Below are 26,945 nucleotides of genomic sequence, written 5' to 3'. Positions count from 1 at the left end.
TTATTTTCAGCGCAATCTGAATATCTCACAGCTTAACCTTCATAAAAACTCCTTATTTTCTCCATTGTTTATACCTGGAAATATTCATTCAATATGTAAATAAAAAAAGCCTTTCCAATAGTCTCCGAAAACGTATAATGAGAACGATCATTCTCACTTTTTACGGTAGCCGACAATGAGTACAAAGCTGGAAGAACGACAAAAACTGCGGCAGGACGAAATCATTACCGCCGCGCGCCGCTGCTTTCGCGCCAGTGGATTTCACGCTGCCAGCATGTCGCAGATCGCCAGCGAAGCCAGGCTCAGCGTCGGACAAATCTATCGCTATTTCAGTAACAAAGACGCGATTATTGAAGAGATGATCCGGCGCATTATCGACTCACGTATTGAAGAGATGCAGGGCAAAACCCTGGTTGAAGGGATGCCGCAGGCGCTTGCCTGGCGCCAGACGCTTAACGAAGACGATGACGCGCTGATGCTCGAAATGTCCGCAGAGGCCACGCGCAATCCGCTGGTGGCAAACATGCTGATCGAAGCCGAAGCCCGCATGTTCGCCAACGCCTGTGAGCACCTGAAAAAGCAGTTCCCTCACCTGAGCGATGAGCATATTCGCTGCTGCGTGGAGATTACCGCCGTGATGATCGAAGGCACGATTTACCGTCGACTCACGCCTTTAAAAGTACCATCAGAACAATTAGAGCCTATATACCAGAATATTTTAAATATGATTTTCTCTGCGAAGTAATCGCATGTGAATAATTAGCGGAAATAAGTAATTTCCCTTTTTTCATTTCTGGCTCAGCCAGAGATGCGGGATCGCTGTGCTTTTAATTAGCCCTCCTCCCTGTTAAGCGATTAACAGGGCAGGCTTCGTTCACCCTGGAAAAAGATTATGAAAACCATAACAACCTCCATCGCGGCATTACTCCTCCTGACAGGGTGCGATAATGCGCAAACATCTGCTCCTCAACGTCCTCTTCCGGAAGTGGGGATTGTCACCCTCATGAGCCAGCCGGTGTCCGTCGTCAGCGAGCTGACCGGCCGCACCGCCGCCGCAATGAGCGCCGAAGTGCGCCCCCAGGTAGGTGGCATTATCCAGAAGCGCCTGTTCACCGAAGGCGATACGGTCAAGGCCGGGCAGGCGCTGTATCAGATCGATCCTTCCAGCTACCGCGCCGCGTATGATGAAGCCGCCGCCGCACTGAAACAGGCGCAGGCGCTGGTGCAGGCCGACTGCCAGAAAGCCCGGCGTTATGCGCAGCTGGTGAAGGACGACGGCGTATCACGTCAGGATGCGGAAGACGCGAAGTCCACCTGCGCGCAGGACAAGGCCAGCGTCGAGTCAAAGAAAGCCGCGCTGGAAAGCGCCCGCATTAACCTCAACTGGACCACCGTCACCGCGCCGATTGCCGGACGTATCGGCATCTCCTCTGTGACCCCCGGCGCGCTGGTGACCGCCCAGCAGGATACCGCGCTGGCCACCATTCGCGGGCTGGACAGTATGTACGTCGATTTAACCCGTTCCAGCGCCGATCTGCTGCGTTTACGCAAGCAAACCCTCGCCAGCAACAGCGATACGCTGAACGTGTCGTTGATTCTCGAAGACGGCAGCAGCTACAGCGAAAAAGGCCGCCTGGCGCTGACCGAAGTGGCGGTGGATGAGTCTACCGGCTCAGTCACCCTGCGCGCCGTCTTCCCGAACCCGCAGCATCAGCTTCTGCCGGGCATGTTCGTCCGCGCCAGAGTGGATGAAGGCATCATGAATGACGCGATCCTCGCCCCGCAGCAGGGCATCACCCGCGACGCCAAAGGCACCGCCACCGCGCTGGTGGTGAACGCCAGCAACAAGGTCGAACAGCGTCAGCTGGAGACGGGCGACACCTACGGCGACAAATGGCTGGTGCTGAGCGGTTTGAAGGCGGGCGATAAGCTGATTGTGGAAGGCACCGATAAAGTCACCGCCGGGCAGGAAGTGAAAGCTGAAGAGATGAAAACCAACGGAGGAAACGCCTGATGTTTTCCCGTTTCTTCGTGCGTCGCCCGGTCTTTGCCTGGGTTATCGCCATTCTCATCATGCTCGCCGGAATGCTGGCGATCCGCACGCTGCCCGTTGCGCAGTACCCGGACGTGGCTCCGCCGTCGATCAAAATCTCCGCCACCTATACCGGTGCCTCCGCACAGACGCTGGAAAACAGCGTGACGCAGGTGATCGAGCAGCAGCTCACCGGGCTGGATAACCTGCTCTACTTCACCTCCACCAGCAGCTCGGACGGGTCGGTGAGTATTAACGTCACGTTTGAACAGGGAACCGATCCGGACACCGCTCAGGTACAGGTGCAGAACAAAGTCCAGCAGGCGGAATCGCGCCTGCCGACCGAGGTGCAGCAGTCCGGGATCACCGTCGAAAAATCCCAGAGCAACTTCCTGCTGATCATGGGCGTATATGACAAAACCGACACCGCCAGCAGCTCGGATATCGCCGACTGGCTGGTGAGTAATATGCAGGATCCGCTGGCGCGCGTGGATGGCGTCGGTAGCCTACAGGTGTTCGGTGCAGAATACGCGATGCGCATCTGGCTCGACCCGGCGAAGCTGGCGTCGTACTCGCTGATGCCCTCCGACGTGCAGAGCGCGATTGAAGCGCAGAACGTGCAGGTCTCCGCCGGTAAAATCGGCGCACTGCCCTCGTCGAACGCCCAACAGCTGACCGCCACCGTCCGCGCTCAGTCGCGTCTGCAAACGGTCGATGAGTTCAAAAAGATCATCGTCAAGAGCCAGTCCAACGGTGCGGTGGTGCGCATCAGCGATGTCGCGCGCGTGGAGATGGGCAGCGAAGATTACACCGCCACCGCGAAGCTGAACGGCCACCCTGCGGCGGGTATGGCGGTGATGCTCTCGCCGGGCGCCAACGCGCTTAACACCGCCACGGCGGTAAAAGACAAGATTGCCGAGTTCAAAAAGTCGATGCCGGAAGGCTACGACGTGGCCTACCCGAAAGACAGCACCGAGTTCATCAAGATCTCCGTTGAGGACGTGATTCAGACGCTGTTCGAAGCCATTATCCTCGTGGTGGTGGTGATGTACCTGTTCCTGCAAAACATCCGCGCGACGCTGATCCCGGCGCTGGCGGTGCCGGTGGTGCTGCTGGGCACCTTCGGCGTGCTGGCGCTGTTCGGTTACTCCATCAACACCCTGACGCTGTTTGCGATGGTGCTGGCTATAGGGCTTTTGGTGGATGACGCCATCGTGGTGGTGGAAAACGTCGAGCGTATTATGCGCGACGAAGGGCTGCCCGCCCGGGAAGCGACCGAAAAATCGATGGGCGAAATTTCCGGCGCGCTGATCGCCATTGCGCTGGTGCTCTCTGCGGTATTCCTGCCGATGGCCTTCTTCGGCGGCTCTACCGGGGTCATTTACCGCCAGTTCTCGGTCACCATTATTTCGGCGATGTTCCTCTCCGTGGTGGTGGCGCTGACCCTGACGCCCGCGCTGTGCGGCTCGATCCTGAATCACACCGCTCCGCACAAAAAGGGCTTCTTCGGCGCGTTTAACCGCTTCTACAGTAAGACCGAGCACGGCTATCAGAACAAGGTGCTGCGCGCCCTGCGCCGTTCCGGTGGCATGCTGGTGATCTACGCCCTGCTCTGCGGCGCGATGGGGTTCGCCATGCTAAAACTGCCGTGCAGCTTCCTGCCAACCGAAGACCAGGGTGAAATCATGGTGCAGTACACCCTGCCTGCCGGCGCAACCGCGGTGCGTACCGCCGAGGTAAGCCGCCAGGTACGCGAGTGGTTCCTCACCAAAGAGAAAGCCAATACCGACGTGATCTTCACCATTGAAGGCTTCAGCTTCAGCGGCAGCGGCCAGAACGCCGGGATGGCGTTCGTCTCCCTGAAAAACTGGTCAGAGCGCAAAGGCGATGAGAATACCGCCCAGGCCATTGCCCTGCGCGCCACGCAGGAGCTGAGCACCATTCGGGATGCCACAATTTTCGCCATGACGCCCCCGGCGGTGGATGGTTTAGGCCAGAGCAACGGCTTTACCTTTGAACTGATGGCCAGCGGCGGCACCGACCGCGACGCGCTGCTGAAACTGCGTAACCAGCTGATTGGCGAAGCCAACCAGGACAACTCGCTGCACGCCGTGCGCGCCAACGATCTGCCGCAGATGCCGCAGCTTCAGGTGGATATCGATAACAACAAAGCCGTGTCGCTGGGGCTCTCCCTGAGCGATGTTACCGACACCCTCTCCAGCGCCTGGGGCGGCACCTACGTGAACGACTTCATTGACCGTGGCCGCGTGAAAAAGGTCTACATCCAGGGCGACAGCGACTATCGCGCGGTGCCATCGGATCTTAACAAATGGTATGTGCGCGGCAGCGACAGCACCATGACCCCGTTCTCCGCCTTCGCCACCACCCGCTGGGAGTATGGCCCGGAAAGCCTGGTGCGCTACAACGGCTCGGCGGCGTATGAGATTCAGGGCGAAAACGCCAGCGGCGCCAGCTCCGGTACGGCGATGAGCAAAATGGAGCAGCTGGCGAATAACCTGCCGTCCGGCAGCACCTGGGCATGGAGCGGTTTGTCGTTGCAGGAAAAACTGGCGAGCGGTCAGGCAATGAGCCTCTATGCCCTCTCGATCCTGGTGGTGTTCCTGTGCCTGGCGGCGCTGTATGAGAGCTGGTCGGTGCCGATTTCGGTCATCATGGTGATCCCGCTAGGGGTGCTGGGTGCGGCGGTTGCCGCCTCCCTGCGCGGCCTGAACAACGACGTCTATTTCCAGGTGGCGCTGCTGACCACCATCGGTCTGTCGTCGAAGAACGCCATTCTGATTGTCGAGTTTGCCGAAGCCAAAGTGGCCGAAGGCTACTCCCTGACGCGCGCCGCCCTGCGGGCCGCCCAGACGCGTCTGCGTCCGATCATCATGACCTCGCTGGCGTTTATCGCAGGCGTGACGCCGCTGGCGATTGCCACCGGCGCCGGGGCCAACAGCCGCGTGGCGATCGGTACCGGTATTATCGGCGGGACGCTGGCCGCGACGCTGCTGGCCATCTTCTTTGTTCCTTTATTCTTTGTACTGGTGAAACGTCTGTTCTCCGGTAAGCACGCAAACCGGAGGTCATAATGTTTCGTGTAACCGTATTAACGTTAGCGCTGCTGAGCGCGGGCTGTGTGTCATTAGATCCCACGTATCAGCGCCCGGACGCCCCCGTCCCGGCGACGTTGCCGGGCGCCCATGGCGAAGCCAACGCCGTGGTGAGCCAGTGGCAGCAGGTGATGAATGATGCGCGGTTGAAAAGTGTGGTGACGATGGCGCTCAACAGCAACCGCGACGTGCAAAAAGCGATTGCGGATATCGACGCCGCCCGTGCCCAGTATGGCGAAACGCGCTCGTCCCTGTTCCCGACGGTGGACGCGGAACTGAGCCACACCCGCAGCCGCACGCTGGCGAGCGGCGTCGCGACAAGTGACGAAGCCAACGGCGCGGTCTCCAGCTTCGAACTGGATCTGTTTGGCCGCAACCAGAGCCTGTCGCGCGCCGCGCGTGAAACCTGGCTTGCCAGCGAGTTCACCGCGCAGAACACGCGCCTGACGATGGTCAGCGAGCTGACCACGGCCTGGGTGACGCTGGCGGCGGATAACAGCAATCTGGCGCTGGCGAAGTCCACCCTGGAGAGCGCCGCAAACTCGCTCAAGATTGTGAAGCGCCAGCAGGAAGTGGGCGTGGCAGCGGCAACGGACGTCAGTGAAGCGATGGCGGTTTACCAGCAGGCGCGCGCCAGCGTGGCGAGCTACCAGACGCTGGTGATGCAGGACAAAAACGCTCTCAACCTGCTGGCGGGCGATACGGTGCCCGAGAACCTGCTGCCCGGCACGCTGGAGAGCCTGAGCGACAACGCCATCACGCTGATCCCGGCGGGCGTCAGCTCCAGCGCGCTGCTGCGTCGTCCGGACATTCAGGAGGCGGAACATAACCTGCTGAGCGCTAACGCCAACATCGGCGCGGCGCGCGCCAACTTCTTCCCGACCATCTCGCTCACCGCCAGCGCGGGCGTCGGCAGCGATTCGCTGTCGTCCTTGTTCAGCCACGGGATGAAGGTCTGGTCGTTTGCGCCGTCCATCACCCTGCCGCTGTTCAGCGGCGGCAACAATATGGCGCAGCTGCGCTATGCGGAAGCCGAGAAAAAAGGGTTAATTGCGACCTATGAGAAAACCATCCAGAGCGCGTTTAAGGACGTGGCCGACGCGCTGGCCCGGCGCGAAACGTTGAGTGAACAGCTTGATGCCCAGCGTGAATACGTGGCGGCGGAGCAAAAAACGCTGGATGTGGCGACGCGCAGTTACAAGGCTGGCGCAGGCGATTATCTGACGGTGCTCACCGCGCAGCGGTCGCTGTGGTCGGCGCAGGAATCACTGATTGCCTTGCAGCAAACCGACCTGGAAAACCGCATCACGCTGTGGCAGTCGCTGGGCGGCGGGATTCAGTAACATCACTGCCGGGCGGCGCAACGTTGCCCGGCCATCAGAGTAAATACCTATGGCAAAACTCTCTTTTTCTTTCGCGGCCATCCTTGGCCTGCTGACGGCGATCGGGCCGCTGTGTTCCGATTTTTATCTTCCGGCGCTGCCGGAGATCGCCACCCAGCTCAACACCTCCACAACGCTGACGCAGCTTTCTCTTACCTCGGCGCTGATTGGCCTGGGGCTGGGACAACTCTTTTTCGGCCCGCTAAGCGATCGCATCGGACGTAAAACGCCGCTGCTGTTCTCACTTTTGCTGTTTGTACTGGCTTCAGTGCTTTGTGCCAGCACGCAGAATATTTACGCCCTGATCGGCTGGCGATTTGTGCAGGGCGTTGCCGGGGCGGGCGGCTCCGTACTTGCCCGCTCCATCGCCCGTGATAACTATCATGGCACGATGCTAACGCAGTTTTTTGCCCTACTGATGACGGTCAACGGCATCGCGCCCGTGGTGTCCCCGGTACTCGGTGGCTATATCGCGTCGCATTTCGACTGGCGGATGCTGTTCTGGGTAATGGCAGGGGCGGGTCTGGCGCTGCTGATCGCCAGCCAGCTTTTTATCCGCGAGTCCCTCACAGAGAAACAGGGCGGGGGATCGCTGACGCAAACCGCCAGGACGGTACTTAAAAATCGTCGCTTTATGCGCTACTGCCTGATCCAGGCCTTCATGCTGGCGGGGCTGTTCGCCTATATCGGGGCATCCTCCTTTGTGATGCAAAACGAGTATGGCCTGAGCGCCATGCAGTTCAGCCTGCTGTTCGGTGTGAACGGTATCGGCCTGATCGTCTCAGCGCTGATTTTCTCCCGTCTGGCACGCCGACACCCGGCGGAAGGGTTAATGCAAATAGGTCTGGTTTTGGCCTTAACCTGCGCGGGGCTGACGTTGCTCTTTGCGTGGATGCAGCTTTCCGTTCCGGCACTAATTGCACTCTTTTTCACCGTCGCATTTAACAGCGGGATCAGCACCATTGCGGGTTCAGAAGCGATGAGCGCAGTCGACGCGAAGGAGTCCGGCACAGCGTCAGCCATTCTGGGCATGCTGATGTTTTTATTCGGCGGGATCGCAGCGCCTCTCGCGGGTATCGGCGGAGAAACGATGCTGAAAATGAGTCTCGCGGTGTTAGTAAGCTATGGCATTGCACTGGCGATCGGATCCCGCACGCAGAATGCGTAAATTCATACTTTTGGCTTGAATCACGTTGATGAATGTAACGATATATTTCAGGGGAAGCATGTGACTTTCAAAGGAGGTTTCGATGAAATCTGCACACCTGGTTTGCCTGCTCGTTTGCCTGATTTTCGCTGCGTTTGTTCACGCGCAGGAGCAGAGCGCTCCGGAGAAAGAGGCGCAAATAAAACAGCAGGTCCTGAAAGATGTGAAGAAAACCTGTACCCCGCAGAAAAAGCAGAGCGATAAGGCCTGGCAGGCGATGATTTTGTCGTCTGAGGCCAATCAGCTGCTGATCAAAAACGCCATCACCGCCGTGAAGCGTGACAACCTGGACGCCTACTGGGATGCAGTAAGTCAGGTGGATTGTATGGAAGATTACTGAGGGTTGAGCGCCGGGTGGCGCTGCGCTTACCCGGCCTACATCACACGTTTAACGCTTCCGCACATCCGGAATAATCAAATCCCCGCGCAGAACGTAGGACCCGAGCATCTGCGTTTTCTCTGTCAGCCAGCTCACGATGCGCGCCGCCATGGCGTCCATGGAATACTCAATGGCCGGGATCACCGGAATACCCGGCAGATGCAGCGAACCGCCGAGGCTGAAAACCATGATGTCTTCCGGTACCGATTTATTAAACGCCTGTAACTGCGGGATCACCCGCTGGGCTTCCTGCTCATCCGCCACCAGCAGCGCGTTGAAGTTCAGCGTGGACGCGTTGTTGAGTAATTCCTGAAGCGCAACGGACGATGAAGTCGCGTCCATAAACACGAGGTTGCGATTAAAGGGCAGGAAGTTTTTCTCCAGCGCGTGTTTGTAGCCCAGCAGCACCTGATCGGCAAAGCCGCTGCCGTGCGGGTGGATGAGCGCTATCTGGCGACGCCCCTGGCTGGTGAGATAGTTGCAGGCCGTTTCAGCCGCGAACGCGTGATCGAACTGAATGCTGTTGGCGTTATCGGCTTCCATACAGTCGACCAGAATTACGTTGTCCATGTCTACGTCCAGCGGGAAACGCGCGCCAATCACCAGAATGTCATCACATAAGCCGCAGGAGAGTTCTTCAAGGGCGTTCATCACTTCTGTTTTCGTGTGTGCGAAACGCAGCAGCAGATGTTTTTGATGCTGGCTGAGGTGTTTTTCCAGCGCGTACAGGTAACCGGTGGTCTGGTTAATGTTTTCCTGCGCGCAAATCACCCCAATGCAGCCCGTCGACTGGCTGAGCAGCGACTGGGCGATCACATTGGGACGATAGTTCAGCTCGTCCACCGCTTTCAGAACAGCCTGGCGGCTGGCTTCTTTAACGCCACGCGACCCGCTCAACACCCGTGATACCGTGGCTTTGGACACCCCGGCCAGACGCGATACATCGTTGATTGTAGACATCTCTCTCCCCTGTCAGACGCAACTGGCGTCTGTAATTTCCATCACCGCTACGGCTCACATTATAGCCAGAACGGAGTATATCCGTTTCCGTTTTCCATGGAAACAGATTTTCCGTTTCCACTCAATTTGATGCAAAAACAGCCAAATTTTGTGACCCACATCCGGTTAACTAGCCTCATAAGTATTGGATCTTGATGGTTGTCACACTTCTGTCTTTTATAAATGGAAACCGGTTTCCGTATCATGTCCAATCATCCTCGCAATAACTTTTTACATTTTGAGGATGGTTGTCGATGTTCAAGATTATGCTGTGCTGCTCTGCCGGGATGTCCACCAGCCTGCTGGTCAGCAAAATGATCGATGTTGCAAAAGAACGGGGCTTGCCCGTGAAGATAGATGCGTATGGCGTATCCGAATTTGATACGCAGTTTCCGCACTATCAGGTGGTGCTTCTCGGACCGCAAGTGAAATACATGTTAAAGACGCTCTCAGACAAGGCAGCGACGCAAGGCATTCCGGTGCAGCCCATCGACATGATGGATTACGGCATGCAGCGTGGCGATAAAGTACTGGACTATGCTCTGTCGCTCATCAAAGCGGCACACTAAAAGGTGTTCACATGAGTTCGTTATATCAATCCATGGTCGCGGTGATTGAGCAGTCAATTACGCCGCTGGCCGCGAAGCTCGGTCAGCAAAAGTATGTAATTGCCATCCGCGACGGCTTTACCGCCGCGCTGCCGTTTATGATCATCGGCTCGTTTATGCTGGTGTTTATCTTCCCGCCGTTTTCGGCGGATACCACCAACAGCTTCGCCCGCGGCTGGCTGGATTTCTCCGAGACCTACCGCGAACAGCTGATGCTGCCGTTTAACCTCAGCATGGGCGTGATGACCTTCTTCATCTCGGTGGGGATTGGGGCAAGCCTGGGGCGTCAGTTTAACCTCGATCCGGTGATGTCCGGCCTGCTGGCCTTTATGGCCTTCCTGCTGGTCGCCGCGCCCTATGCCGATGGCAAAATTTCGACCCAGTATCTCTCCGGTCAGGGGATCTTCACTGCGCTTATCACCGCGATCTACTCCACTCGCGTCTATGCGTGGCTGAAACAGAACAACGTCACCATCCGCCTGCCGAAGGAAGTGCCGACCGGCGTGGCGCGTTCGTTTGAGATCCTGATCCCGGTGATGGTGGTGATCGGAACGCTGCACCCGCTGAACCTGTTCATTGAAGCGCAGACCGGGATGATCATCCCGCAGGCGATTATGCACCTGCTGGAGCCGCTGGTGTCGGCGTCTGACTCGCTGCCCGCCATTCTGCTCTCCGTGCTGCTGTGCCAGATCTTCTGGTTCGCTGGTATCCACGGGTCGCTGATTGTCACCGGCATCATGAACCCGTTCTGGATGGCGAACCTCTCTGCAAACCAGGCGGCGCTGGCGGCGGGCGCGGCGCTGCCGCACGTTTATCTGCAAGGTTTCTGGGATCACTACCTGCTGATTGGCGGAGTAGGCTCCACCCTGCCGCTGGCGTTCCTGCTGCTGCGTAGCCGCGTTACCCACCTGCGCACCATCGGCAAAATGGGCGTGGTGCCAAGCTTCTTTAACATCAACGAACCGACTTTGTTCGGCGCACCGATCATCATGAACCCGATGCTGTTTATCCCGTTCGTGTTTGTTCCGCTGGTCAACGCCTGCCTGGCGTACGGCGCAACCAAACTCGGCTGGCTGGCTCAGGTGGTTTCGTTAACCCCGTGGACCACCCCCGCGCCGATTGGTGCGTCGTGGGCGGCGAACTGGGCGCTCAGCCCGGTGGTGATGTGCCTGGTCTGTATGGTGATGTCCGCGCTGATGTACCTGCCGTTCCTGCGTACCTATGAGCGTACGCTCATCAAAAACGAAGAGCAGAAAGCTCAGGCGACCGTCGGTAACGCTGAAGCCGCCAGCAATTAAGTCAAAGAGGAAGAGTCATGAAATACGCATTTCCCGATAACTTCTGGTGGGGCAGCGCAAGCTCCGCTCTCCAGACGGAAGGGACACGAGAGGGTGAAACCACGTGGGATTACTGGTTTGCCCGCGAGCCGAACCGTTTTCACAACGGCGTGGGGCCGCAGCACACCTCCACGTTTTATCAGCACTGGAAAACGGACATTCAGCTGTTAAAGCAGCTGAACCACAACAGCTTTCGCACATCGATTAGCTGGGCGCGCCTGATCCCCGACGGTATCGGTGAAGTGAGCCCGGACGCGGTCGATTTTTACAATCAGGTCATTGATGAGCTGAATGAACAGGGCATCACGCCGTTTATCACCCTGTTCCATTTCGACATGCCGATGGCGATGCAGGAGATTGGCGGCTGGGAAAACCGTGACGTGGCGGACGCGTACGCCCGCTATGCGCAGATTTGCTTCGAGCTGTTCGGCGACCGCGTGCTGCACTGGTTTACCTTCAACGAGCCGATTGTTCCGGTGGAAGGCGGTTATCTGTACGACTTCCACTACCCGAACGTGGTGGATTTTCGTCGGGCAGCCACCGTGGCGTATCACACCGTGCTGGCCCATGCGAAGGCCGTTCAGGCTTACCGCGCCGGACACTACGCGGGTGAAATCGGCATCGTGCTCAACCTGACGCCGTCGTACCCGCGCTCCCGGAACCCGGCGGACGTGAAGGCGGCGCACATAGCGGACCTGATGTTTAACCGCAGCTTCCTCGACCCGGTGCTGCGCGGGGAGTATCCAGCGGACCTGGTGGCATTGCTGAAATCTTACGATCAGCTGCCCGCCTGCAAGCCGGAAGACGGTTTCCTGATTGCGGAAGGGAAAATCGACCTGCTCGGCGTTAACTACTATCAGCCGCGTCGCGTGAAGTGTCGCGACAGCGCGGTGAACCCGCAGGCGCCGTTTATGCCGGAGTGGTTCTTTGATAATTACGAGATGCCGGGCCGTAAGATGAACCCGTACCGCGGCTGGGAAATCTACGCGCCGGGTATTTACGATATTCTGGTTAACCTGCGCGACAATTACGGCAACCCACGCTGCTTTATTTCTGAAAACGGCATGGGCGTCGAAAATGAGCAGCGCTTTATTGAAAATGGCCAGATTAACGATCACTACCGCATCGAGTTTATTTCCGAACATTTAGCCTGGCTGCATAAGGGTATTAGCGAAGGGTGCAATTGTCTTGGTTACCATATGTGGACGTTTATTGATAACTGGTCGTGGTGTAACGCGTATAAAAATCGCTACGGATTTATCCAGCTCGATTTAAAGACGCAGCAGCGCACCATTAAGAAAAGCGGAGAGTGGTTTGCCGCCACCGCCTTAAATAATAGCTTTGATAAAGAGTAATGATGATGATCGCACTAGAAGAAGCCGTAATGGAAATTATCGTCAACGCCGGGCAGTCCCGCAGCCTGTGCTTTGAAGCACTGCACGCGGCGCGTCAGGGCAACATTGACGAGGCCAAAAGCCTGCTGCGCGAAGCCGACGGCTATTCGCGCCAGGCGCACAAGATGCAGACCAAACTGATCGAGCAGGATGCGGGCGAAGGACGTCAGCCGATGACGTTAATCATGGTGCACGCGCAGGATCATTTAATGAATTCCTTATTAGCGCGTGAATTATCCGAAGAAATTATTCATTTATATCAGAGATAGTCTATGGCGAAATAAATTACTGTAATACCTCTTTACCTTAAATAGAATTCCACTTGTTCTGATGATAGCGACATACTCTGTCAGATCGGAGCGGGATGGTTATTGTCTGAATAAAATTAAACTATATTGAGATAACCATGAATACGATTAAAAAACTTCCATTAACCATGGCGGTTATCGCCGCGCTTTGCCCAATTTCCGTTCTCGCTCAGGAATTCACTCAGGAGCAAATCGACGCCATTGTGGCAAAAGCGGTGGATAAAGCCCTGGCCGAACGTCAGGCCAAAATGGATGCGGCGGTCGCGAAAAAAGCGGACGTGGTGACCGAGCCGCAGAGCGCGGCGCAATCTCCGGATATGGCGATCCCGTTCGGGGTTAAATTTACCGGCTACGCCCGCTACGGCGCGCACTTCCAGGCCGCCGATCAGAAATACGTGGCGGTGGACGGCTCCTACAACGGCGCGTCCGCCATTGGTCGTCTGGGTAACGAAGGCAACGGCGGCGAGTTCCAGCTCTCTAAAGCCTTCAAGGGCGAAAACGGCGCCATCTGGGACATCAACGTGATGATCGACCACTGGGGCGACGAAGTTAACCTCAAGAAAGCCTACGCCGGCGTGACCAACATTATGGCCTCCAACCCGAACGCCTACTTCTGGGCGGGTCGCGACTTCCACCAGCGTCCGCAGCAGGGCATCAACGATTACTTCTGGATGAACCACGACGGTCAGGGCGCCGGGGTGAAGAACTTCGACATCGGCGGCGTGCAGTTTGACGTGGCCACCGTGGCGGCAGTGGAATCCTGTAGCCCGGAAGTGATGGAGGACGAAGCGAACCCGTCGCGCATCACCTGTACCGGCGGGTCCGGCACGGGCGACAAAGGCAACTACGCCGCGACGTCTAAAATCCACGGTATGAAGCTCGGTCCGCTGGATCTGGAGCTGTACGCCAACTACGGCTTTGACTCGAAAGCGGTGGAGGGCGACGAACGTCTGAACGCCTGGCAGGGCGGCGTGGTGCTGAGCCACACCAACGACAGCGGCGTGAACAAGGTGATTGCCCGCTACTCCGATAACGCGGACAACAGCGTGTTCAACAAAACCGAGGATCTGACCACGGTCTACGCCAGCTTCGAAGGGCTGTACAAATTCACCCAGGCGACGCAGGTGGAGTACCTCCTCGCCTTCCATGACTACGACAACAGCCGCGATAAGACCGACAACCGCAAGAACTACAACGCCATCGTGCGCCCGATGCACTGGTGGAACGACGTTCACTCCACCTGGCTGGAAGCGGGCTGGCAGCACGTGGATTACGACAACGGCGGCGACAACAAGGGCTGGAAGCTGACCCTGTCGCAGAACATGTCCATCGCCATGGGGCCGGAGTTCCGTCCGATGCTGCGCTTCTACGTGACCGGCGGCAAGGTGGATAACGAACGTACCGCGCGCGTGAACAACACCAAAGATGAAACGCTGGACGACTTCAACGTCGGCGCGATGTGGGAGGCGTGGTTCTAAGGTCAACAACATGCCGGGTGGCGCTACGCTTACCCGGCCTACGGTTTTCCCCCTCTCCCCGTGGGAGAGGGTCGGGGTGAGGGCATCAGGCCGCACACAACCATGCTATGCTGTTGGCCAATTAACGACAACATAACAGGGGAGAACATGGGTTCCACACGCAAAGGGATGCTCAACGTCCTGATCGCCGCCGTTTTATGGGGCAGTTCCGGGGTTTGCGCGCAGTACATCATGGAGAAAAGCCACATCTCTTCGCCTTACCTGACCATGGTTCGTCTGCTGTTTACCGGCGTGATCCTGCTGACGCTCTCCTTCGTTCACGGCGACAAGATTTTCTCGGTCATCAAAAACCGCAAAGACGCCCTCAGCCTGCTGTTTTTCTCGCTGGCTGGCGCGCTTACCGTGCAGCTCACCTTCCTGCTGACAATTGAAAAATCCAACGCCGCGACGGCCACCGTGCTCCAGTTTCTGTCGCCGACCATTATCGTGGCATGGTTTGCGCTGGCGCGGAAAACGCGTCCCGGCATATTTGTCTTATCCGCGATTTTCACGTCGCTTGTGGGTACCTTCCTGCTGGTAACCCACGGCGACCCGACGTCGCTCTCCATCTCGCCGGCCGCGCTGTTCTTCGGTATCGCCTCGGCGTTTGCCGCGGCGTTTTATACGACGTACCCGTCGACGCTTATCGCCCGCTACGGCACGCTGCCGATTGTCGGCTGGAGTATGTTGATTGCGGGACTAATGCTGACGCCGTTCTACGCCGGACGCGGCACTACCTTCGTGATCGACGGCGGCCTGCTGCTGGCGTTTTTCTACCTGGTGGTGATAGGTACCGCGCTGACGTTCAGCCTGTATCTGAAAGGCGCACAGATGATCGGCGGGCCGAAGGCGAGCATTCTGAGCTGCGCCGAGCCGCTGAGCAGCGCGCTGCTGTCGGTGGTGTTGCTGGGGGTGGCATTCACCCTGCCGGACTGGCTGGGGACGCTGCTGATTGTGTCGTCGGTGGTGTTGATTTCGATGGATTCGAGAAGACGGGTTCAGACATCGGCGTAGCCTGATGCCCTCACCCCAACCCTCTCCCACGGGAGAGGGAGAAAAGCACTACTTCGCCTTAACCTTCCCCGCCACCAGCAGCGCGGTCAGCAGCATCAACGTGCCGGAAATTACCAGCGGCGAGGTCAGCCCCAGGTGGTCGAGCGCTACGCCGCCCACCGCCGCGCCGCAGGTATTCGCCAGCTGGATCACCGCCACCTGAATCGACCCGGCTTTTTCCGCCTGATCGGCAAGCGAGCGGGTGATCCACGTCGACCAGCCCACCGGCACCAGCGCAAAGGCAAAGCCCCAGATAATCGCGATCGCCGAAGCCACCCACTTATCGCTGCCCCACAACACCAGCACCGCGGCGCTGATCGCCAGCACCAGCGGGGCACCCGCCAGCGCCACCTTCAGGGAGCGCTTCAGGAACTGGGACGACAGCGAGGTGCCGACAAAACTGGCGATCCCGAAGCTCAGGAGCACCAGCGTCAGGCCGTCCACGTCAAAGCCCGCCATGGTCATATACACCGGGCGGATATAGGTGAAGAAAGCAAACTGCCCGGCAAAGGCCATGAAGATGGCGGTCATCCCCGCCAGCACGCCCGGGCGCTTCAGCAGCGCGAACATGTTCTGTTTGTGGTGCGCCGCTTCCCCCGGAAGGGACGGCAGCGCCTTCCACACCCAGATAATGCACAGCACGCCCATCACCGCCGCCGCGTTAAAGACGTTGCGCCAGCCGATAATTCCACCGAGGAAACTGCCCAGCGGCGCGGCGATCACCAGCGCGATCGAGACCGCACCGAAGATAACGGACAAGGCTTTTGGCACCGTACGCGCGGGCACCAGGCGCATGGTCAGCGAGGCGGACATCGCCCAGAAGCCGCCTAATCCCAGCCCCAGGCAGGCACGGCCGAGCAGCAGCAGGGTGAAGCTTTCAGCGAAAGAGACCAGCAGGCAGGAGAGCGTCAGCAGCACGCTGAACAGAATAACCACCTTGCGACGGTCAATGGTGCCGATCGCCTGCGTGATAAACAGGCTGGCGAACATCGCCACAAACGCGGTGACGGTCACGGACTGCCCCGCCACGCCCTCGGAAATGCCCAGATCCTGCGCCATCGGCGTCAGCAGGCTGACCGGCAGGAACTCGACGGTGATCAGGCAGGCGACGCAAAATGCCACGGAGAAAACCGCCGACCAGTTGGGGCGTGAAACCTCTTTGGCCTGCGGTGTAGTCGTGGGCTGGGTATGTTCTGTCATGGCATCACCTGAAGATAAAAACGTGCGGAAAAGTCGCGCAGTTTATCATCAAAAGTGTGACGAATTTAACGTTTCGACAACTTTTGTCGTTTTTTAATGCCGGGCGGCGCTGCGCTTGCGCCGGCCTACGGGCTTGTAGGCCCGGTAAGCAAAGCGCCACCGGGCAAAATTACCCGCGAGCCTTAAGAGCGGCATTCGCTAATCCCACGATCCACTCCTGATGCCCGTTAATCATTGGGTTTGGCACCGTGCGCGCTAATTCCTGCGCCGGCACGCCTTTCTGCGACTCCTGAGTCAGAATGCGCACGCGGTTTCCCGGCAGGTCTTCAAACAGCCAGGCGTGGATCACGTCCAGACGCGAATTTGCATCCCCTTCTACCCAGCCGTGCCACGCGATACGCGCGGCTTCGCCCTCCACGGGCGGAACATACTCCGTCACCTGCGCCTCAACCGGGAAGCCAAAGGTGGTGAAGCGGAAGCAGGCGTTGGCGCTCAGCGCCGGGCCGCTGCCGTCGTGAAAACGGATATCTTCGGCGTTGCTGTAGTAGTTCGGCCACAGGGTGGTGTCGTTGAGCTGCGCCCAAATCTCTTTTGCGCTCAGCCCGGCGACGATGATTTCGTTGGAGGCAAAGTTATCGGTGGTGCCGGGCAGGTAGTCGTTCGGCCAGATAATGGCGGATTGTTTCATGGTTCACCTCATCGGTTAGTTGATAAGGTGATGGTGCGCCTGCGGGTGATATAAATCTAATGACGATGCTTTATACTCTTCATCACGTTTTGTGATATCAGTGCAGGTAAAACACGCCCTCTTCCGGCAGGAAAAGTTGGTTGTAGCGCAGCTGGAAGGCGTTGAACTCCTGCGGGTCTGGCTCTATCTCGCGCATAAAGCCGAGCGCGAGGCGGATTTGCGCGTCGGTGATCGGCGCGGCCAGACGGGCTTTACGCAGCATGCGGTGCCAGGTATGCAGATTCTCTTCGCTGGCGTCGACGATGCAGACCTGCCAGATCAGCAGCACCTGGGCGGCATTTTGCAGATGCGCCTCGTCGGGGCGTTCAAGATAGCGGATAAACTCATTGCCCGGCGTTTTACCGAACTGGTCAATCATCGACTCGACCGGCATCGGGGTGATCCCCAGCCGCTCGCTTAAACGTTTGATGGCGCGGCGGGAGTCTGAGGTCAGGACACGAAATCCAACCACAAACACCACGGCAAGCGTTGCCAGCATTATCCAGACCATGCGTTCTCCTTAGACTAGCCGCCCATCATAGCGGGAAACGCAGCGCGTCAACAGCGGGCAGCGCCATAATAGTAAACGGAAAAGAGGTGGAAAAACGTCATGAAAGCGGATCTGCGCACGCTGGATCTTAACCTGCTGAAAACGCTGGATGCCCTGCTGGACGAACGCAGCGTCACCCGCGCGGCGGCGCGTCTTGCCCTGACCCAGCCAGCGGTAAGCGGCATGCTTAACCGCCTGCGGGATTACTTTGAAGACCCGCTGTTTATCCGCGCGCCGCACGGCATCGTGCCTACCACCCGGGCGGAAGCAATGGCGGCTCCCGTCAAACGCATTCTGGCAGATATCGACGAGCTGCTTCAGCCGATCGCCTTTGATCCGCTCACCGCAACGTTCACCTTCACGCTTGCCGCGACCGACTACGCCCTGCGCGCGGTCGTCGTGCCGTTTATCGCTGCGCTTAAGGTGCAGGCGCCGGGTATTCGCGTGCGCGTGGTGCCTGTGGAATCTGACCGTCTGGTCAGCCAGCTCGAACAAGGCTCTGTCGACGTGGCGCTGATCACCCCGCATACCACGCCTGACGAGCTTCACAGCCGGGCGCTTTATGATGAACGGTACGTTTGCATGATGCGTGCTGACCATCCGGATGCCGGACAGCCCATGACGTTAGACCGGTTTTGCGCCCTGGAGCATGTGCTGGTCTCTTACGAGGGCGACGGTTTTCGCGGCGTAACGGATGGCGCGCTGGAGAAAACTGGCCGAACGCGGCATGTTGGCTTATCGGTGAGTAACTTTTTAGTCCTGCCGGACGTGCTGGCCCTCAGCGATATGATTGCCGTTGTGCCATCACGCATAGCGGAAAAGCAGACGGGGATGTTCGTCTGCGAGACGCCGGTTCCCGTGCCCGGTTTTATCAAAAGCATGGCCTGGCACGGCAGAACGCACCGCAACCTCGCGCAGGCGTGGCTGCGCGGGCTGTTGCTGGAGACCAGTCAGCGCGCCTGAAGCCCTTTCAGCAGCGCCTCGTGGAAGCGTGCAGGATCCTGCATCTGCGGCGCGTGGCCCATGTCGTTAAATTCAACCAGCGTCGGGTGCGGGATACGCTTCGCCGTCTCTTTGCCCAGCACCGCGTAGTTACCGAGCGTCTTGCGGATCTCCGGTGGGGCGAGATCTTTCCCGATGGCGGTGTTGTCCTTCGTGCCGATCATCAATAATACTGGCATCTTCAGCTCGTTAAATTCATAGACGACCGGCTGGGTATAAATCATGTCGTAGAGCAGCGCCGAGTTCCACGCCACGCGCGCTTTGCCCGGCCCGTTGTTTAACCCGGCAAGCATGGTGACCCAGCGCTCGTACTCCGGCCTCCACTCCCCGGCGTAGTAGGTGTTTTTCTCGTACTGACGAATACCGTCGGCGCTGACTTTCAGCTCGCGCTGGTACCACTGGTCGACCGTAATATGCGGCACGCCGCGCGCTTTCCAGTCTTCAAGCCCTATTGGGTTCACCATCACCAGCTGCTCCACCTGCTGCGGCCACATCAGCGCGTAGCGGGTCGCCAGCATGCCGCCGGTCGAATGGCCGATAACCGTGACGCGATCGACGCCCAGCGTTTTCAGCAGCGCGTGGGTATTATCAGCCAGCTGCTGGAAGGTGTACTGATAATGCTCCGGCTTAGTGGATTTGCAGAAGCCGATCTGGTCGGGTGCGATCACGCGATACCCGCTGGCTGAAAGCGCGCGGATCGTGCCGTCCCAGGTGCCAGCGCAGAAGTTTTTGCCGTGCATCAGCACCACGGTGCGGCCGTTGGGTTTTTCCGGCTTCACGTCCAGGTAAGCCATATCCAGAGGCTGGTTCTGCGAGGTAAAGGTAAAGTGTTTTACCGGCCAGCCGTAGTCAAAACCTTCCAGCTTCTCGCCGTAGGTGGGGGCATCCGCGGCCATTGCGGGGGAGGCCAGCGCCATCAACAGCGCCAGGCAGGACAATCGTCGGGTCAACATGCAAGCTCTCCGTTAGCAAAAGGGGCTAAGGCTGCACGAAAGGCGGCAGCAAAAAAACTGTAGAGCATGGAGAAGGGCGGGTGTGTAAAGCGGGGTAAAGGTAAAAGGCAGGCCGTGAAAAATAAAAAAGCCCGGCATCACACACCGGGCAAAGAAGTTACCTGCACACTCAGGCTACTTTTAATTTCTGCGCACGATTCTCGCGGCGGATCTTACGCTCTTCCAGCACCGCAACCATCGCCATCAGGACGATACAGCCAATCGCTGCCGCATCCAGCGCGGCGAAGGTGCCCGCCCAGCCGGTGAGGCCGAAAATTGGCGTGCCGTCGGCGATCATGCCCAGACCGAGCTTGGCGAAGCTGTCGCCGATCAGGTAGGCGAAGGTGCCCTTAATCCCATCGGCTGCGCCGATCGCTTTTTTCGGCACAAAGCCAACCGCCGCCACGCCGATCAGCAGTTGCGGACCGAACACCAGGAAGCCGAGCGCAAACAGCGACGCCAGGTAAACGTACTGGTTGCTGGCGTGCTGGTAAACGCCGAGCGTGGCGATAATCAGCGCCAGCGCGACGCAGGCCACCAGCGCGCGACGGCCGTTGGCGAGGTCCGAGAGCCAGCCCCACAGCAGGGTACCGACCAGCGCGCCTACTTCGAACAGGGTGAAGCCCTGAATCGCCACCTCTTTCGAGAGCTTCAGCTCCTGGAAGGCATACACGGTGGACCACTGGTCGATACCGATACGCACCACGTACAGGAAGATGTTCGAGAAGCAGAGCAGCCAGATCACTTTGTTTTTCAGCACGTACTCAACAAAGATCTGCCATTTGGACATCTCGTTTTCTTCGGTCTCTTTGTCCTCCTCGCTGATCTCCTCCCCGAACAGCTCTTCAGCTTTGCCGAGGCCGTAGGATTCCGGGGAATCGCTGCCGTAGCGCAGGCCGATAAAGCCGACAATCAGGGCGATAATCGACGGGAAGATAAACATGCCAATCACGTGGCCGTCGAACAGGTAGTTCGCACCGAACAGCGCCACGCCGGCCGCGCCCGCTCCGCCGAGGTTGTGGGAGATGTTCCACATGCCGAGGTACGAACCCCGCTTGCGGCGCGGCGTCCATTTGGTGATGGTGGAGTAGCTGCACGACCCGCCGGTGCTCTGGAAGAAACCGCTCAGGGCGTAGAAGGCGATCATCAGGAACAGGCTGACGGAGCCCGCGCCCATGCTGGCGCTAAAGCCGAGCATACAGATGGCGGAGAGGATCAGCATAAACGGCAGGAACTGCTTGGTATTTTTGCCGTCCGCGTAGTAGGACACAACCGTTTTCCCCACGCCGTAGGTGATGGAGAAGCCCAGGCCAATCATCCCCAGCTGCGTCATGCTCAGCCCGTAGGTTGAGATCATGTCGTTCTGCGCGATGTTAAAGTTTTTGCGGATCAGGTACATGGTCAGGTAGCCGATGAAGACCACCAGATAGGACTGCATGAACGGTTTGAACCACATCTTGCGCCGCACGTCGAGCGGCAGATCCAGGGTCGGCTTGCGCACCTGATTTAAGAAGGCCAGCATGACTGAGTTACTCCTGAGCTGATTTTTGCAGCATTGTAAAAACCAGCCAGGAGAGATGCCTGAGACAGCGTCCAGGTGAAACCGGGAAAATTTCTTAGTTTTGCGCGTCTCGGCAGCAAAAGGTGAGGCGCGTCACGCTTCGCGCGGTGCCTGCGCGTGCAAAAACGGCAGCAACAGCAGGGCGGAGATGCCCGCCGCGATGGCGATCACCGCGAAGAACCCGCTCCAGTGCCAGACGTCGATCACCCGCGCCAGCGGCCAGCCGGAGAGCGATGCGCCAAGGTAGGCAAACAGCCCGACAAAGCCCGTCGCCGCGCCTGCCGCCTCTTTGTGGGAACACTCCGCCGCCGCCATGCCGATCAGCATCTGCGGGCCAAAGACGAAAAAACCGATGGTGAAGAAGCACGCCGCCTGCATCACGTAGCTGGCGAACGGCATCAGCCACAGCGAGCCGACGGAGAGTAAGATCCCGGCAGCAAAAATCAGGTTCATCGGCCCGCGGTTACCGTTGAACAGCTTGTCCGAGCCCCAGCCCGCCACCAGCGCGCCGATAAACCCGCCCAGCTCGAACATCGTCACCGCCGAGTTGGCGGTCACCAGGTCCACGCCGAGAGTTTCGGACATGTACAGATTGCCCCAGTCGTTGATCGCCGCGCGCACCACGTAGACCAGCACGTAGCAGAGCGACAGCAGCCAGATGTACGGGTTTTTCAGCACGTATTTGGTGAGGATCTCCTGGCGGGACAGCCCGGCCCCTTCCTGCTGCTGGGCGATCTCCATCTCGTCGTGCCGCCAGTCGCCCACCGGTGGAAGGCCGACGGTTTGCGGCCTGTCGCGCAGGCGCCAGCAGAGGAACAGTCCGGCGACAATCGCGAGGCCACCGGCAATCATCATCCCCGCGCGCCAGCCGTAGTGCAGCGCCGCCGCGCCGACCACCATCGGGATCAGCGCCCCGCCGACGTTATGCGCGGTATTCCATATCGCCCACCAGCCGCCGCGCTCGTTGCGTGAGTACCAGGCGGTGAGCAGGCGGGCGCAGACCGGCGCGCCCCAGCCCTGGAAAAAGGCGTTCAGCGCCCACAGCAGGGCAAAGGCCCACAGCGAGGTGGAGAAGCCAAACAGGATGTTCACCACCCCGGTGGCGATCAGCCCGACGCCCATAAAATAACGCGCGTTGGAGCGGTCGCTGACGATGCCGGAGAAGAACTTCGACAGGCCGTAGGTGATGTAAAACAGCGTCGCCAGCAGGCCAATATCGGTGCGCGTCATCACGCCGCTGGCGAGAATTTCCGGCGCGGCGGCGTTGAAGCTTTTGCGGGTGAAGTAGAACAGCGCGTAGCCGAGCCAGATGGTAATCAGGATATGGCGACGCCAGTAGCGATAGCGGGCATCGATTTCCGCTTTGTTGCTTAGCGGGGCGGCGCTGGCGGGGGTTTTAAACATGGTGTGTCCTTAACGGCAAACTGACGCTGACGCGCGTTCCGTGGGTGCAGGAGATCGTCAGCGTGCCGCCCAGCGCCTTCACGCGCTCGCGCATGCCCGCCAGGCCAAACCCCTGCTGGCCGGAGCCCGGCGGCAGGCCGCAGCCGTCGTCTTCAATCACCAGCATCAGGCGCTCGTCCTGCTGCCAGCCCTGGATCGTTACCGCGCTGGCGCTGGCGTGCTTGACGATGTTGTTCAGCCCTTCCTGGCAGACGCGGAACAGCGTCACACGCTGGCCTTCACTCAGCGCAGGTTCGTTAATGCGCCAGTCGAGATGGCTGACAATCCCGCGGCTCTCCAGCTCCATCTCGCGCATCAGAGAGCGTATTGCCTGCTCGAGCGAGAGATCGTCAAGCTGGCGCGGGCGCAGCCGCCCTAACAGGCGACGAACGGAATCATAGACGCCCAGCGAAAGCTGTTCGATATGCGCCCCGCCCTGCTTCACGCCCGCGTTTTCTGCCGCCAGGCGCTGAACAATGCCCGCCTGGGTGCGGATGGCGGTGATGGTCTGGCCGATATCATCGTGCAATTCGCGAGCAACCTCCTGGCGCACGCTCTCTTCCGTCTCCAGCAGACGCTCCGCCAGACGGCGGTTGCGCGCCAGCTCGGCTTGGAGGGACTGGTTCAGCTCGCGCAGGCGCTGTATGCCCGCGCCGAGCAGCAGCCCGGTGAGGCTCTGAGCCAGCAGCGAGAGCAGCAGATCTACCGGGTGATCGTGCCAGGTCTGGCTGGCAATCAGCGCGATGGCGTTCATCAGCGTGGCGATCAATGCGCCCTGCCAGCCGTAATGCCAGGCAAGGGCGATGATCGGCAGCGCCAGACAAAACGGCGTGAAGCGTGATAATTCAGCGGGCAGACCAAGCTGCAACCACAGGCTCACCACAAACAGCAGCAGATACCAGATCAGGTGCCGGGCGCGCCAGTTCACCGGCTGGGAGACCAGCGCCGGGCCGAGCGGCTGCCAGACGGTGCTGGTAAGGTAATGCCAGATCACAAGGCAGGTCGGGGCCAGCGTCAGGCCGCCGGTGAGGGTCAGCAGCAGGGCGTTGAGCCCCTCCTTTTCACCCACCCACGGCAGGGACTGCAACAGCGCGGCGGCAATCAGCGCCGCACCCTGACGCAGCAGCGTGCGCCAGTCGCGCTGGTGACGGTAGCGGGAAATCAGGGCGACCGGGATAAGCGTGAGCAGGCTTCCGGTCATCAATAAAGGCAGGTGCGCGAGGGCCACTTCCTGCGCCAGCCAGATCAGCATCAGCCACTCTGCGCCCAGCAGCACCGGCCAGTAGCCGCGCGGGCATTGCAGCATTAGCCCCAGCCGCAGGCCAAAGGGGAACAGCAGCACCGCCAGCTCCGGGCGCTCGACAAGATGCAGGCTGATACTCCACAGGCAGAACCACGCGGCGGAGAAGATGAAAAAGCTGGCAACAACGGCGATCAGCCGCGAAAACAGGGAGTTCATTGCCAGCTGTCAAACATACGGCGCGCCAGCTCGACATCGTTACTGACGTTGAGTTTTTCCATCAGGTTGGCGCGATGAACGTGAACGGTCTTTGGCGACAGCCCCAGCTCTACGGCAATCTCTTTCACCGACATGCCCTGGGCAAGTTTCTCTGCCACCTGGCGCTCGCGTCTGGTGAGCGGATCCTGCCGTCCCGCCGCCAGCTTGATGGCAATATCCGGCGTCAGGTAGCAGCCGCCGGTGGAGACGGTGCGCACGGCGGCAATCAGCTCGTCCGGGCTACAGCGTTTAGAGAGAAACCCGCGCGCCCCCGCGTTGAGCGCCTGCTCGACCAGTGCCGGGCTGTCGTGGACCGAGAGCATAATCGTCGCCATCCCTTTCGGCAGCTGGCTTAACAGCTCCAGCCCGGAGAGGTCCGGCATTGAGATATCGCAGATACAGACCTGCACCCCGCGTCCCGGCAGACCCGCCAGCGCCTCGCGTCCTGAGCCAAACTCGGCCACGACCTGAAAATCCGGCTCGAGGTTTAAAAGCTGGGCAAAGCCGGAGCGGACGATAAGGTGGTCGTCGATAAGGGCGATGGTGGTCATGCGTGTTCCTGCGGTCTGAAAATGCCGGATGGCGCTGCGCTTATCCGGCCTACAAGAGCGAAAGACGCTTACCTTAAGCGATTTACTCGAAAAACACCGCAATTTTGTTAAACATGGTGGGATCGGACTGGTTGCGTGCCACTTTGGTGACGTCCTCCAGCTTGTCGATCTGCGCCATCATCTGCTCCAGACGCTGGTCGTCGTTCACCAGTAGCCAGATGCGGCTGTGCTCGCTGCCCTGAATCGGCAGGCACAGAATGCCTTCCACGTTAAACGCCCGACGGGCAAAGAGCCCACAGACGTGGGTCATGACGCCTGGGTGGTTGCGGACGGTGAGTTCCAGAATGACGTTATCACATTGTTTCTGCATGGCTTATTCCCCCACCATCTCAGTATTTGCCGCACCCGGCGGCACCATCGGATACACTTTTTGTTCAGGGTCGATACGCACGTGGATCAGCGCCGGGCCAGGGCGAGAAATCGCATCCTGCAACGCCGCGTGGGCATCTTCTTCGGCGTTCAGATCGCAGGTGTGCAGGCCAAAACCAGCGGCAATCTGCATAAAGTTGATCATCCCCGGATAGATCGCCGCAAACACGCCCTGCTTATAGAACAAGCTCTGCTGCTGGTGCACCAGACCCAGCGCCTCGTTGTTCATCAGAATGATTTTAACGTCTAACTGGTTTTCGGCCGCCGTCGCCATCTCCTGAATATTCATCATCAGGCTGCCGTCACCGGAGAAGCAGATCACCTTGCGGTCCGGGTTGGCGAGCGCCGCGCCAACCGCTGCTGGCAGGCCGAAGCCCATGGTGCCAAGGCCGCCGGAGGTCAGCCACTGGCGCGGACGGTTCAGCGGATACGCCTGAGCGGTCCACATCTGATGCTGGCCGACGTCGGTGGTGATAATCGCGCTGTCATCCACGCAGGCGGCGACGGCGTTGATAAGACCATAGTGGCTCAGCGGGTCGCCCTCGATTGGGATAGCGCCCGGGAACTCCCGTTGCAGATCGGCCACCAGCTGGCGCCAGTCGGCGCGGTCGGTTGCCTCCGTCTGCGGGATCAGCTGCGCCAGCACCTCGGCCACGTCGCCCTGGATCGCCACGTGCGGCTGCTTGATTTTACCCAGCTCGGCGCGGTCGATATCCACGTGAATGATTTTGGCGTTCGGGCAGAACTGCTCGGTTTTGCCAATCGCCCGGTCATCAAAACGCGCCCCCATAACTATCAGCAAATCCGCCTCTTGCAGGATGTAGTTGGTGCTGCGCGCGCCGTGCATGCCCAGCATGCCGAGAGAGAGCGGGTGCGCTTTTGGCAGCATACCCAGCGCCATCAGGGTCATGGTGGTGGGCAAATTAGCTTTTTCAGCGAACTGGCGGATTTCATCCGCGGCGTTGATCGTCCCGCCGCCCAGATAGAGCACCGGGCGTTTGGCGGCGTTGATCATCGCCGCCGCATCGCGCACGCTCTCAGCGCTGAATTCTGGCGCGGGGGCACGGTCACCCGGCTCCGGCAGAACGTCGATTTCAATTTCTGCGGTCTGGACATCCTTAGGAATGTCTATCCACACCGGGCCCGGGCGGCCAGACTGCGCAATGCGGAACGCATCGCTGATAACCTGAGGCAGCTCGCTGATATCGCGAACTAAATAGTTATGTTTGGTGATGGGAATAGAGATGCCGTAGGTATCCACTTCCTGGAACGCATCGGTGCCGATCATCGAGGACGGCACCTGGCCGGTAATGCAGATCAGCGGAATGGAGTCGAGGCGCGCATCAGCGATGGCGGTCACCAGGTTAGTGGCGCCCGGCCCGCTACAGGCCATACAGACCGCCGGTTTACCCTGGGTACGCGCCATGCCCTGGGCGATAAAGCCTGCGCCCTGCTCGTGGCGCGCCAGCACGTGGCGGATCTGTGTGCTTTGGCTTAACGCATCATACAGCGGCAGTACGGTCCCACCCGGGATGCCCGCAACGGTGGTGATGCCCTGTCGTTCCAGTAAATGAACAATCAGCTGCGCGCCTGTAAAACGCGTCTTGGTGGATGTTGTGCCCGAACTTGCCATGCTCCAGTCCTTTTCTTCTGAGCCAGCCTT

At 59.2% G+C, this 26,945-nt stretch carries 24 protein-coding genes; 13 read left to right on the top strand and 11 right to left on the bottom strand.

What is annotated here, in order from left to right:
- The first annotated feature begins 175 nt into the window (after positions 1 to 175).
- The 6 genes from L379_RS22365 to L379_RS22390 all read left to right on the top strand — a co-directional run bounded on the left by L379_RS22365 (position 176) and on the right by L379_RS22390 (position 8,074).
- On the top strand, positions 176 to 745 hold the full coding sequence (locus tag L379_RS22365) for a TetR/AcrR family transcriptional regulator (protein ID WP_000104919.1): 570 nt from the start codon (positions 176 to 178) through the stop codon (positions 743 to 745).
- A gap of 147 nt (positions 746 to 892) precedes the next feature.
- A complete protein-coding gene (locus L379_RS22370) occupies positions 893 to 2,014 on the top strand; it encodes an efflux RND transporter periplasmic adaptor subunit (RefSeq protein ID WP_017383665.1) in 1,122 nt (373 codons plus the stop codon).
- Entirely contained in the window at positions 2,014 to 5,124 is a 3,111-nt protein-coding gene (locus tag L379_RS22375; protein ID WP_032652063.1) for an efflux RND transporter permease subunit, read from the top strand. The genes L379_RS22370 and L379_RS22375 overlap by 1 nt, the downstream gene beginning before the upstream one ends.
- Complete coding sequence (locus L379_RS22380) at positions 5,124 to 6,488, top strand: efflux transporter outer membrane subunit (protein WP_017694001.1); 1,365 nt, start codon at positions 5,124 to 5,126, stop codon at positions 6,486 to 6,488. Before L379_RS22375 ends, L379_RS22380 begins: the two co-directional genes overlap by 1 nt.
- Before the next feature lie 49 nt (positions 6,489 to 6,537).
- On the top strand, positions 6,538 to 7,695 hold the full coding sequence (locus tag L379_RS22385) for a multidrug effflux MFS transporter (protein ID WP_017383668.1): 1,158 nt from the start codon (positions 6,538 to 6,540) through the stop codon (positions 7,693 to 7,695).
- A gap of 82 nt (positions 7,696 to 7,777) precedes the next feature.
- Positions 7,778 to 8,074 carry a YicS family protein gene (locus L379_RS22390; RefSeq protein WP_032652060.1) on the top strand — a complete coding sequence of 99 codons (297 nt, stop codon included), beginning with the start codon at positions 7,778 to 7,780 and terminating at the stop codon, positions 8,072 to 8,074.
- 48 nt (positions 8,075 to 8,122) lie between these two features.
- Here L379_RS22390 and L379_RS22395 read toward each other — a convergent pair whose 3' ends face one another.
- Positions 8,123 to 9,073 (bottom strand): LacI family DNA-binding transcriptional regulator, encoded by a 951-nt coding sequence (locus tag L379_RS22395; RefSeq protein WP_003861033.1) that lies wholly within the window; start codon positions 9,071 to 9,073, stop codon positions 8,123 to 8,125.
- Positions 9,074 to 9,366: 293 nt separating this feature from the next.
- On the opposite strand from L379_RS22395, the gene L379_RS22400 reads away from it, so the two are divergent.
- The 6 genes from L379_RS22400 to L379_RS22425 all read left to right on the top strand — a co-directional run bounded on the left by L379_RS22400 (position 9,367) and on the right by L379_RS22425 (position 15,290).
- The gene (locus L379_RS22400) at positions 9,367 to 9,681 is read left to right on the top strand and encodes a PTS sugar transporter subunit IIB (RefSeq protein ID WP_032652058.1); all 315 of its coding nucleotides are present in this window, start codon (positions 9,367 to 9,369) and stop codon (positions 9,679 to 9,681) included.
- An 11-nt stretch (positions 9,682 to 9,692) separates the two neighbouring features.
- On the top strand, positions 9,693 to 11,018 hold the full coding sequence (locus tag L379_RS22405) for a PTS sugar transporter subunit IIC (RefSeq protein WP_032652055.1): 1,326 nt from the start codon (positions 9,693 to 9,695) through the stop codon (positions 11,016 to 11,018).
- A gap of 17 nt (positions 11,019 to 11,035) precedes the next feature.
- The gene (locus L379_RS22410) at positions 11,036 to 12,412 is read left to right on the top strand and encodes a glycoside hydrolase family 1 protein (RefSeq protein WP_032652052.1); all 1,377 of its coding nucleotides are present in this window, start codon (positions 11,036 to 11,038) and stop codon (positions 12,410 to 12,412) included.
- A gap of 5 nt (positions 12,413 to 12,417) precedes the next feature.
- The gene (locus tag L379_RS22415; protein WP_010426515.1) at positions 12,418 to 12,720 is read left to right on the top strand and encodes a PTS lactose/cellobiose transporter subunit IIA; all 303 of its coding nucleotides are present in this window, start codon (positions 12,418 to 12,420) and stop codon (positions 12,718 to 12,720) included.
- 137 nt (positions 12,721 to 12,857) lie between these two features.
- Complete coding sequence (locus L379_RS22420; RefSeq protein WP_032652050.1) at positions 12,858 to 14,237, top strand: carbohydrate porin; 1,380 nt, start codon at positions 12,858 to 12,860, stop codon at positions 14,235 to 14,237.
- 147 nt (positions 14,238 to 14,384) lie between these two features.
- Positions 14,385 to 15,290, top strand: a complete 906-nt coding sequence (locus L379_RS22425) for an EamA family transporter (RefSeq protein ID WP_032103766.1) — start codon at positions 14,385 to 14,387, stop codon at positions 15,288 to 15,290.
- A 48-nt stretch (positions 15,291 to 15,338) separates the two neighbouring features.
- Here L379_RS22425 and nepI read toward each other — a convergent pair whose 3' ends face one another.
- The 3 genes from nepI to L379_RS22440 form a co-directional block, all read right to left on the bottom strand.
- The gene (gene nepI / locus L379_RS22430) at positions 15,339 to 16,529 is read right to left on the bottom strand and encodes a purine ribonucleoside efflux pump NepI (protein WP_015570108.1); all 1,191 of its coding nucleotides are present in this window, start codon (positions 16,527 to 16,529) and stop codon (positions 15,339 to 15,341) included.
- 169 nt (positions 16,530 to 16,698) lie between these two features.
- Positions 16,699 to 17,217 (bottom strand): SRPBCC domain-containing protein, encoded by a 519-nt coding sequence (locus L379_RS22435; protein WP_032652049.1) that lies wholly within the window; start codon positions 17,215 to 17,217, stop codon positions 16,699 to 16,701.
- Between the two features lie 97 nt (positions 17,218 to 17,314).
- Positions 17,315 to 17,767, bottom strand: coding sequence for a DUF1198 domain-containing protein (locus tag L379_RS22440; RefSeq protein WP_017383675.1), 453 nt, complete (start codon positions 17,765 to 17,767; stop codon positions 17,315 to 17,317).
- A gap of 99 nt (positions 17,768 to 17,866) precedes the next feature.
- On the opposite strand from L379_RS22440, the gene L379_RS22445 reads away from it, so the two are divergent.
- The gene (locus tag L379_RS22445) at positions 17,867 to 18,769 is read left to right on the top strand and encodes a LysR family transcriptional regulator (protein WP_032652046.1); all 903 of its coding nucleotides are present in this window, start codon (positions 17,867 to 17,869) and stop codon (positions 18,767 to 18,769) included.
- Here the strand turns inward: L379_RS22445 and L379_RS22450 are convergent.
- The 7 genes from L379_RS22450 to ilvB all read right to left on the bottom strand — a co-directional run bounded on the left by L379_RS22450 (position 18,757) and on the right by ilvB (position 26,915).
- Positions 18,757 to 19,761 (bottom strand): alpha/beta fold hydrolase, encoded by a 1,005-nt coding sequence (locus L379_RS22450; protein ID WP_032652044.1) that lies wholly within the window; start codon positions 19,759 to 19,761, stop codon positions 18,757 to 18,759. The genes L379_RS22445 and L379_RS22450 overlap by 13 nt on opposite strands.
- 169 nt (positions 19,762 to 19,930) lie before the next feature.
- Positions 19,931 to 21,322 (bottom strand): hexose-6-phosphate:phosphate antiporter, encoded by a 1,392-nt coding sequence (uhpT, locus tag L379_RS22455; protein ID WP_006808805.1) that lies wholly within the window; start codon positions 21,320 to 21,322, stop codon positions 19,931 to 19,933.
- Between the two features lie 132 nt (positions 21,323 to 21,454).
- Complete coding sequence (locus L379_RS22460) at positions 21,455 to 22,765, bottom strand: MFS transporter (protein ID WP_017383677.1); 1,311 nt, start codon at positions 22,763 to 22,765, stop codon at positions 21,455 to 21,457.
- Complete coding sequence (uhpB, locus tag L379_RS22465; RefSeq protein WP_017694010.1) at positions 22,758 to 24,263, bottom strand: signal transduction histidine-protein kinase/phosphatase UhpB; 1,506 nt, start codon at positions 24,261 to 24,263, stop codon at positions 22,758 to 22,760. The genes L379_RS22460 and uhpB overlap by 8 nt, the downstream gene beginning before the upstream one ends.
- The gene (gene uhpA, locus L379_RS22470) at positions 24,260 to 24,853 is read right to left on the bottom strand and encodes a transcriptional regulator UhpA (protein WP_003861054.1); all 594 of its coding nucleotides are present in this window, start codon (positions 24,851 to 24,853) and stop codon (positions 24,260 to 24,262) included. Before uhpA ends, uhpB begins: the two co-directional genes overlap by 4 nt.
- A gap of 82 nt (positions 24,854 to 24,935) precedes the next feature.
- Positions 24,936 to 25,223 carry an acetolactate synthase small subunit gene (gene ilvN, locus L379_RS22475; RefSeq protein ID WP_015570113.1) on the bottom strand — a complete coding sequence of 96 codons (288 nt, stop codon included), beginning with the start codon at positions 25,221 to 25,223 and terminating at the stop codon, positions 24,936 to 24,938.
- A 3-nt stretch (positions 25,224 to 25,226) separates the two neighbouring features.
- Complete coding sequence (gene ilvB / locus L379_RS22480; RefSeq protein WP_032652042.1) at positions 25,227 to 26,915, bottom strand: acetolactate synthase large subunit; 1,689 nt, start codon at positions 26,913 to 26,915, stop codon at positions 25,227 to 25,229.
- Positions 26,916 to 26,945 lie beyond the last annotated feature (30 nt).

This window comes from Enterobacter sp. MGH 33, from assembly GCF_000534535.1.
In the GTDB taxonomy this organism is placed as follows: domain Bacteria; phylum Pseudomonadota; class Gammaproteobacteria; order Enterobacterales; family Enterobacteriaceae; genus Enterobacter; species Enterobacter hormaechei_C.
Note: the sequence above shows the minus strand (reverse complement) of the source record. Positions and strands in the feature narration are given on the sequence as shown.

Excerpts from the sequence above, each read along its gene's own strand:
- L379_RS22365 (WP_000104919.1), top strand. The coding sequence starts at position 176 with ATGAGTACAAAGCTGGAAGAACGACAAAAACTGCGGCAGGACGAAATC.
- L379_RS22370 (WP_017383665.1), top strand. The coding sequence starts at position 893 with ATGAAAACCATAACAACCTCCATCGCGGCATTACTCCTCCTGACAGGG.
- L379_RS22375 (WP_032652063.1), top strand. The coding sequence starts at position 2,014 with ATGTTTTCCCGTTTCTTCGTGCGTCGCCCGGTCTTTGCCTGGGTTATC.
- L379_RS22380 (WP_017694001.1), top strand. The coding sequence starts at position 5,124 with ATGTTTCGTGTAACCGTATTAACGTTAGCGCTGCTGAGCGCGGGCTGT.
- L379_RS22385 (WP_017383668.1), top strand. The coding sequence starts at position 6,538 with ATGGCAAAACTCTCTTTTTCTTTCGCGGCCATCCTTGGCCTGCTGACG.
- L379_RS22390 (WP_032652060.1), top strand. The coding sequence starts at position 7,778 with ATGAAATCTGCACACCTGGTTTGCCTGCTCGTTTGCCTGATTTTCGCT.
- L379_RS22395 (WP_003861033.1), bottom strand. The coding sequence starts at position 9,073 with ATGTCTACAATCAACGATGTATCGCGTCTGGCCGGGGTGTCCAAAGCC.
- L379_RS22400 (WP_032652058.1), top strand. The coding sequence starts at position 9,367 with ATGTTCAAGATTATGCTGTGCTGCTCTGCCGGGATGTCCACCAGCCTG.
- L379_RS22405 (WP_032652055.1), top strand. The coding sequence starts at position 9,693 with ATGAGTTCGTTATATCAATCCATGGTCGCGGTGATTGAGCAGTCAATT.
- L379_RS22410 (WP_032652052.1), top strand. The coding sequence starts at position 11,036 with ATGAAATACGCATTTCCCGATAACTTCTGGTGGGGCAGCGCAAGCTCC.
- L379_RS22415 (WP_010426515.1), top strand. The coding sequence starts at position 12,418 with ATGATCGCACTAGAAGAAGCCGTAATGGAAATTATCGTCAACGCCGGG.
- L379_RS22420 (WP_032652050.1), top strand. The coding sequence starts at position 12,858 with ATGAATACGATTAAAAAACTTCCATTAACCATGGCGGTTATCGCCGCG.
- L379_RS22425 (WP_032103766.1), top strand. The coding sequence starts at position 14,385 with ATGGGTTCCACACGCAAAGGGATGCTCAACGTCCTGATCGCCGCCGTT.
- nepI (WP_015570108.1), bottom strand. The coding sequence starts at position 16,529 with ATGACAGAACATACCCAGCCCACGACTACACCGCAGGCCAAAGAGGTT.
- L379_RS22435 (WP_032652049.1), bottom strand. The coding sequence starts at position 17,217 with ATGAAACAATCCGCCATTATCTGGCCGAACGACTACCTGCCCGGCACC.
- L379_RS22440 (WP_017383675.1), bottom strand. The coding sequence starts at position 17,767 with ATGGTCTGGATAATGCTGGCAACGCTTGCCGTGGTGTTTGTGGTTGGA.
- L379_RS22445 (WP_032652046.1), top strand. The coding sequence starts at position 17,867 with ATGAAAGCGGATCTGCGCACGCTGGATCTTAACCTGCTGAAAACGCTG.
- L379_RS22450 (WP_032652044.1), bottom strand. The coding sequence starts at position 19,761 with ATGTTGACCCGACGATTGTCCTGCCTGGCGCTGTTGATGGCGCTGGCC.
- uhpT (WP_006808805.1), bottom strand. The coding sequence starts at position 21,322 with ATGCTGGCCTTCTTAAATCAGGTGCGCAAGCCGACCCTGGATCTGCCG.
- L379_RS22460 (WP_017383677.1), bottom strand. The coding sequence starts at position 22,765 with ATGTTTAAAACCCCCGCCAGCGCCGCCCCGCTAAGCAACAAAGCGGAA.
- uhpB (WP_017694010.1), bottom strand. The coding sequence starts at position 24,263 with ATGAACTCCCTGTTTTCGCGGCTGATCGCCGTTGTTGCCAGCTTTTTC.
- uhpA (WP_003861054.1), bottom strand. The coding sequence starts at position 24,853 with ATGACCACCATCGCCCTTATCGACGACCACCTTATCGTCCGCTCCGGC.
- ilvN (WP_015570113.1), bottom strand. The coding sequence starts at position 25,223 with ATGCAGAAACAATGTGATAACGTCATTCTGGAACTCACCGTCCGCAAC.
- ilvB (WP_032652042.1), bottom strand. The coding sequence starts at position 26,915 with ATGGCAAGTTCGGGCACAACATCCACCAAGACGCGTTTTACAGGCGCG.